Below are 6,989 nucleotides of genomic sequence, written 5' to 3'. Positions count from 1 at the left end.
GCCCCTGCCGCCCCCGCTCCCGCCGCCCAGGCCGCCCCGGCGCAGGCCGAAGCCGATCCGGTGGTGGCGCGCGTCAACGGCGAGGCGGTCCGCCGCTCCGACGTCCAGCGCATGGTCGCCCAGCTTCCGCCGCAGGTGCAGCAGATGCCGCTGGAGATGATCTACCCGGCGGTGATCGAGCAGCTCGTCAACTCCAAGCTCGTCGCGGAGGCCGGCTACAAGGCCAACCTCGCCGGCACGCCGGAGGTCAAGGACGAGATCAAGCGCGCCGAGGAGCGCGCCGTCCAGCGCGCCTACATCCAGAAGGAAGTGCAGTCGCGCATCTCCCCGGCCAAGCTGGACGAGGCGTACAAGGACTTCCTGAAGCAGAACCCGCCGCAGGAGGAGGTGAAGGCCAGCCACATCCTCGTGGAGAAGGAGGACGAGGCCAAGGCCATCATCGCCCAGCTCAAGAAGGGCGGCGATTTCGCCAAGCTCGCCAAGGAGAAATCGAAGGACCCGGTGGCGGCGGAGCAGGGCGGCGACCTCGGCTACTTCACCAAGGAAACGATGGTCGAGCCCTTCGCCGACGCCGCCTTCGCCATGCAGAAGGGCGAGATCAGCAAGGAGCCGGTGAAGACCCAGTTCGGCTGGCACATCATCAAGGTCGAGGACAAGCGCACCCAGCCGCAGCCGTCCCTGGACGAGGTGAAGCCGCAGCTCGAGCAGCAGCTCAGCAAGGACATCGTGACGACCGTCATCGACGATCTGCGCAAGGTCGCCAAGGTCGAGACCTTCCAGCTCGACGGTTCGCCGATGCCGAAGGAAGAGCCGGCCAAGGCGGAAGAGCCGAAGAAGAACTGAGGTCCGGCGCCGCTCGCCCCCACCCCGACCTTGCCCCGCCCCTGCCCCGCTGACGCAGGGGAGGGTTAGGGAGGGGGCAAGCGCCCGGCACCCCCAGCACCCCCCACATCCCCGCACATTAGAACCGCGAGCCCGCCCCATGGCCACGACCGTCTCCCCCCTGGCACCCGCCGGCTTCCCGACGCTCCCGCCCGTGGCGGGTGTCCGCATCGCCACCGCCAACAGCGGCATCCGATACAAGGGCCGCGACGACCTGATGCTGGCCGTGCTCGACGCGGGCACCACGGTGGCCGGCGTGCTGACCCGGTCGCTGACCTGCTCCGCCCCGGTGATCTGGTGCCGCGACAGCCTGCCCAAGGGTTCGGCCCGCGCCGTGGTGGTCAACGCCGGCAACGCCAACGCCTTCACGGGCAAGGCCGGCGACGCGACCGTCCAGGCGACCGTGCAGGCCGCGGCGGAAATTGCCGGCTGCGCCACCGACGAGGTCTATGTCGCCTCCACCGGCGTGATCGGCATCCCGCTGGCCCCCGACGCCATCGCCAAGGTTCTGCCGGGCATGGTCGCCGGGCTGAAGGATGACTCCGCGTCGCTGGAGGCCGGCGCGCGGGCCATCATGACCACCGACACCTTCGCCAAGGGCTCGACCCGGACCGTCTCCATCGGCGGCACCACGGTGACGATCAGCGGCTTCGCCAAGGGTTCCGGCATGATCGCGCCGGACATGGCGACCATGCTGGGCTTCATTTTCACCGACGCGGCCATCGCCGCCCCGGCCCTGCAGTCCATGCTGTCGGAGTTCACGGAGCGCAGCTTCAACGCCATCACCGTGGACGGCGACACCTCGACCAGCGACACGCTGCTGCTGTTCGCCACCGGCAAGGCCGGCAACGCCCCGGTGACCGACGCCCAGGCGCCGGAGCTGGCGGCGTTCCGCAAGGCGCTGGAGGAGGTGATGCTGGACCTCGCGCTCCAGATCGTGCGCGACGGCGAGGGGGCGACCAAGTTCGTCTCCATCACGCTGGTCGGCGCCGAGAGCGACGCCGCCGCCAAGCGCATCGCCCTGACCGTCGCCAACTCCCCGCTGGTGAAGACCGCCCTGGCCGGCGAGGACGCCAACTGGGGCCGCATCGTCGCCGCCATCGGGCGGGCCGGCGAGCGGGCCGACCGCGACCTCATCAAGATCACCATCGGCGGCACGCTGATCTGCGCCGAGGGTATGGAGGTTCCGGGTTACGACGAGGCGCCGGTCGCCGCCCACATGAAGGGCAAGGAGATCGACGTGCACATCGACCTGGGCATCGGCAGCGGCAAGTCCCGCGTCTGGACCTGCGACCTGACCCACGGCTACATCGACATCAACGGCTCCTACCGGAGCTGAAGCCGGCGTTGAGGCCATGACCGGCGCGCCCCTCCCCGACCGCCTCGACACGGCGCGGCTGACGCTCCGCCCCTTCCGCGCGGGGGATGCGGAGCGCTTCGTCCCGCTGATCGGGGAGTGGGAGGTGGCGCGCTGGCTTGCCCGGGTGCCCCACCCCTATGGCCTGGAGGACGGGCGCGCCTGGGTCGCCCTGGCCGCCCGCAACCGGGCGGAGCGCGCCTCGCTGGACCTGCTGGCGGTGCGCCGGGAGGATGGGCAGCCGGGCGATGGGCAGCCCGTGGGCGGCGTCGGCGTGATCCTGGCGGACGGCGAGGTCGGCTATTGGCTCGGCCTGCCGCACCAGGGGATCGGCTATGGCACGGAGATGCTGCGGGCCATCGTTCCCGCCGCCTTCGCGCTGGGCCTGCCCCGCCTGTGGGCGCGGATCGCCCCGGACAACCACCGCTCCCGCCGCGTGCTGGAGAAGGTGGGCTTCACGCCGCAGGGCGATGCCGACCATTACGAACTGACCGCCGGACGCTGGCGGTTTCTTACCCGGGAGCCCGTTTGATGCCGGCCTGCTTCGATCCCTCCTCCACCCCGGCCCCCGGTTCCCTGCCGACCCTGCTGGTCGTTGCGGTGGCGCTGGTGGACGCCGACGGCCGCGTCCTGCTGGCCCAGCGCCCGCCCGGCAAGTCTCTGGCCGGCCTGTGGGAGTTTCCCGGCGGCAAGGTCGATGATGGCGAGACGCCGGAAGCCGCGCTGGTCCGCGAGTTGAAGGAGGAGCTGGGCATCGACACGGCGGCGAGTTGCCTCGCCCCCTTCACCTTCGCCTCGCACAGCTACGAGAGCTTCCACCTGCTGATGCCGCTGTTCGTCTGCCGCGTCTGGGAGGGGGACGTGGTGGCTCAGGAGGGGCAGAAGCTCGCCTGGGTCTACCCGAACCGCATGGGCGACTATCCGATGCCTCCCGCCGACGTGCCGCTGGTGGCGATGCTGCGCGACCTGTTGTAGCCGGTTGGGGATTTGCAACGCGGGGGATTTGCGCTGCCTTATCGGGAGTGGCCGGCAGGTGCTGCTAACACCCACCGGCACGCTCCTGGTGCCCAGCGCACGGTGATGCGGATTTCGATCCGCCGTCGCCACCACTGGAGCACCAGGAAAAAGGGCATTTTCGGCATGCCTCTTTCTCCTTTTGAAACGGCGGGGGGCCTGTTCCACTGGCCGTTTTGACTTTACACATGATCGGATGCATTGGCGCCACAGTCTTTCCCGCATCGTGCGATGCGCCACCCTTGTCCCCCTACCCATTCCGGATTGCGTCTTCACGAATCGGGCGATCTGTGCCACATCATAGCCGTTGAGTTCGGGATCGCATCCTGGCCACCAGATTTTGACCCGACCACCGGATTTTGAATCGTCCAGAGACGGACCAGCATCTGAATCGCATCGGCGTGGACTCGCTCTTCACTTTCAAGGCCCGCCCGGCGGAGCCGTCTTCCGATCCCGCCCTGGAGGTGCTGCGGTCGGTCTTCGGCTATTCCGCCTTCCGCGGGCAGCAGGCCGACATCATCGCCCATGTGATCCATGGCGGCGACGCGCTCGTCCTCATGCCCACCGGCGGCGGCAAGTCGCTGTGCTATCAGGTGCCGGCGTTGGTGCGGGACGGCGTGACGGTGGTCGTCTCGCCGCTGATCGCGTTGATGCGGGATCAGGTGACGGCGCTCCGCGAACTGGGCGTGCGGGCGGCCTTCCTCAACTCCTCCCTTGACGCCGCCGAGGCGCGGGAGGTCGAGCGCGCCATGGTCCGCGGCGAGATCGACCTCGTCTATGTGGCGCCGGAGCGTCTGGTCACCCCGCGCTTCCTCGACCTGCTGGACCGCACGACGCTCGCCCTCTTCGCTCTGGACGAGGCGCATTGCGTCAGCCAGTGGGGCCATGATTTCCGGCCCGAATATCTCCAGCTTTCCATTCTGCACGAACGGCACCCGACCGTGCCGCGCGTCGCGCTGACCGCCACGGCGGACGCGCAGACCCGCGCGGAGATCAAGGACAAGCTGGGGCTGACCGAGGCCCGCGTCTTCCTGTCCAGCTTCGACCGGCCCAACATCACCTACCGCGTCGTCCCGAAAAAGAGCGAGCGTCAGCAGATGCTGGCCTTCCTGCGGGAGCACCACCCCGAGGATGCCGGCATCATCTATTGCATGTCACGGGCGAAGGTGGAGGACACCGCCAACTGGCTGAACCAGCAGGGGCGGGAGGCGCTTCCCTACCACGCCGGCCTGCCGCCGGAGGTGCGCGAGGCGAACCAGGACCTGTTCATCAAGGGCGAGGGCATCGTCATGGTGGCGACGGTGGCCTTCGGCATGGGCATCGACAAGCCGAACGTGCGTTTCGTCTGCCACCTCGACCCACCCAAAAGCCTGGAAGCCTATTACCAGGAAACCGGCCGCGCCGGGCGTGACGGCCTGCCCGCCGACGCCTGGATGAGCTACGGCATGGCCGACGTCGTGTCCTTGCGCCAGATGCTGGAGCAGTCGGAGGCCGGCGATTCCCACCGCCGCGTCGAGCGGTCGAAGCTGGAAGCGCTGCTCGGCTTCTGCGAGACCTCCGCCTGCCGTCGCAAGGTGCTGCTGAATTATTTCGGCGAGACGCTGGCGGCCCCCTGCGGCAACTGCGACACCTGCCTGGAGCCGGTGGAAACCTGGGACGGCACCGTCGCTGCGCAGAAGGCCCTGTCGGCGGTCTACCGCACCGGCCAGCGCTACGGCGCCGGGCACCTGATCGACGTGCTTCTGGGCAATTCCACGGAGAAGGTGGCGCAGCAGGCGCACGACGCCCTGAAGACCTTCGGCTGCGGCAAGGAGCTGTCGAAGGCGGAATGGCAGTCGGTCTACCGCCAGCTCGTCGCCGGCGGCTATCTGACGGTCGATCTGGAGGGTTACGGCGGCTTCCGCCTGACCGACGCGGGCATCCCGGTCATCAAGGGCCAGCAGACGGTGAAGCTGCGCAAGGACCCCGTCGCCGAAAAGCGCCGCGGCGTCCATGACGCGCTGCGCCGTCACACCGCCCGCGGCGGCGGCTCCGCCACCTCCGGCGGCCTGTCCGGCGAGGGCGTGTCGCGCGCCGGCGCCCGCGGCGCCCTGTCCCCCGCCGACGACGCGCTGTGGCACGCGCTGAAGGACTGCCGCACCGAGCTGGCCCGCGCGCAGGGGGTGCCGCCCTACGTGATCTTCCACGACAGCACGCTGCTGGAGATGGTCGCCACACGCCCGAGGGACCACGCCGCCTTCGCCCGCCTGCCCGGCGTCGGCGCCCGCAAGCTGGAACGTTATGCCGACCCCTTTTTGGACGTCATCCGCCAGAAAGGCTAATTTCTCTGACCGTACAAAAAAGCGCTTGCGTCGGTCCGCCCCCGCGGTTAATTTCCGCGCCCACGACGCAGCGACGTCGAGGCCGCAATAGCTCAGGGGTAGAGCAACTGATTCGTAATCAGTAGGTCCGGGGTTCAAATCCCTGTTGCGGCACCACTCTAAGGCCCTGGAAGGGAAACCTTCCGGGGCCTTTCCATTTGTGGTAGAATTTATCGCGCCGCTCTTTTTCAGCAAGGCCGATGCCCGACTCTCTCTCCGACCTCGCCGCGGCGTTGCGCCGGCCCGTGACCGACGGGAAGGACCTGAAGGCCATCGAAACCCTCTGCGAGGCGTTCCTCGACCGCCCCAAGGCCGAGCGGGCGCGGGCGGCGCGGGAGTTGCCCCGGCTGGCGCGGGGAGCGGACACCGTCCTGCTGCTGTCGGCCATGGCCGCCGTCTCGGGCGATCTGCGCTATTACGACGAGTTGCTGGACACGCTGGAGGGGAACCTCGCGCAATCGAGGCTGGAAGGGCTGCTGCACATCCACTGTTGCATCGGGCGCCAGCTCTTCCTGATGCGCATGAATCCGGCCAGCCGCCCCGGCTTCTTCGAAGAGCGGCAGTTCCCCTTCTACCGCCGCATCGTGGCGGAGATCCGCCGCCGTCAGGCCGTCGTCCCGCCCGCCCGCCGGGCCGGGGGAGCGGACACGGGGCGGGTCGTGCTGGTGACCAACCAGTTCCTGTCGCTGCGCCACCAGCCGTCGCGGGACCTGCTGTCCTACGCCGCCCTGCTGGAGGACCGCTGCGGGCGGGAGGTGGTGATCCTCAACACCAACATCATGCCGTCCGATATCCACAGCCTGTTCGTGCCCTCCTTCGCGGCGTCGGTGGAGACCGCCTTTACCGGAAAGCAGATGGTCGAGGTGGACGGGCGGGCCTATCGGATGCTGTCCTCGGTCGAGCCCTGCGTCAGCCCCGGCAAGATCGGCTGGTTCATGGAGGCCATGGCGGCGCTCGATCCCGACGCGGTGCTGTCGCTCGGCGGATCGAGCGTCGTGGCGGACCTGATGGCCGGGACGCGCCCCACCCTGTGCATCCCGACCACCACCGGGGCCACCCTGTCGCTGGCCGACATCGTTCTGGACTTCGGTGGCGGTGCCGCCCCTGCCGATGGCCCGCTGGCCCGGTCCTGGCGGCCCTTCCGCTTCCTGCACTCGCTGGCCGGCGCCGCACCGCGGGTGGCCGGGTCGCGCGCCGCCTTCGGGCTGGAGGAGGACGCCTTCGTCTGTGCGGTGGTCGGCAACCGGCTGGACGACGAGGCGGACGGCGCCTTCCTCGCCATGCTGGAGGCGCTGTTCGACCGCGCCCCCCGGGCCGTCGCCGTCTTCGCCGGTCACACCGGCGCCCTGCCCCGGCGGCTCGCCGCGTCGCGCCAC

6 protein-coding genes and 1 tRNA gene are annotated in these 6,989 nt (G+C 69.4%); all 7 read left to right on the top strand.

Going from position 1 to position 6,989, the window contains the following annotated elements; genetic code table 11:
* On the top strand, window positions 1-843 hold an 843-nt coding region (locus QSG27_RS26715), incomplete at its 5' end, for a peptidylprolyl isomerase (protein ID WP_306711576.1).
* A 139-nt stretch (window positions 844-982) separates the two neighbouring features.
* Complete coding sequence (gene argJ / locus QSG27_RS26710) at window positions 983-2,221, top strand: bifunctional glutamate N-acetyltransferase/amino-acid acetyltransferase ArgJ (RefSeq protein WP_306711574.1); 1,239 nt, start codon at window positions 983-985, stop codon at window positions 2,219-2,221.
* Between the two features lie 16 nt (window positions 2,222-2,237).
* Window positions 2,238-2,771 carry a GNAT family N-acetyltransferase gene (locus tag QSG27_RS26705; RefSeq protein ID WP_306711572.1) on the top strand — a complete coding sequence of 178 codons (534 nt, stop codon included), beginning with the start codon at window positions 2,238-2,240 and terminating at the stop codon, window positions 2,769-2,771.
* Entirely contained in the window at window positions 2,771-3,214 is a 444-nt protein-coding gene (locus tag QSG27_RS26700; protein ID WP_306711570.1) for a (deoxy)nucleoside triphosphate pyrophosphohydrolase, read from the top strand. The genes QSG27_RS26705 and QSG27_RS26700 overlap by 1 nt, the downstream gene beginning before the upstream one ends.
* Before the next feature lie 440 nt (window positions 3,215-3,654).
* A complete protein-coding gene (recQ, locus tag QSG27_RS26695; RefSeq protein WP_306711569.1) occupies window positions 3,655-5,574 on the top strand; it encodes a DNA helicase RecQ in 1,920 nt (639 codons plus the stop codon).
* An 81-nt stretch (window positions 5,575-5,655) separates the two neighbouring features.
* Window positions 5,656-5,730 (top strand) — tRNA-Thr (locus QSG27_RS26690).
* Window positions 5,731-5,813: 83 nt separating this feature from the next.
* Window positions 5,814-6,989 (top strand): hypothetical protein (locus QSG27_RS26685; RefSeq protein WP_306711567.1); only part of this gene is annotated, 1,176 nt, incomplete at its 3' end.

The sequence above is a fragment of the Azospirillum isscasi genome (assembly GCF_030849505.1).
Taxonomy (GTDB): Bacteria; Pseudomonadota; Alphaproteobacteria; order Azospirillales; family Azospirillaceae; genus Azospirillum; species Azospirillum isscasi.
Note: the sequence above shows the minus strand (reverse complement) of the source record. Positions and strands in the feature narration are given on the sequence as shown.

What these genes read in the sequence shown, in the direction of transcription:
- QSG27_RS26705 (WP_306711572.1), top strand. Translation starts at nt 2,238, where the DNA reads ATGACCGGCGCGCCCCTCCCCGACCGCCTCGACACGGCGCGGCTGACG.
- QSG27_RS26700 (WP_306711570.1), top strand. Translation starts at nt 2,771, where the DNA reads ATGCCGGCCTGCTTCGATCCCTCCTCCACCCCGGCCCCCGGTTCCCTG.
- argJ (WP_306711574.1), top strand. Translation starts at nt 983, where the DNA reads ATGGCCACGACCGTCTCCCCCCTGGCACCCGCCGGCTTCCCGACGCTC.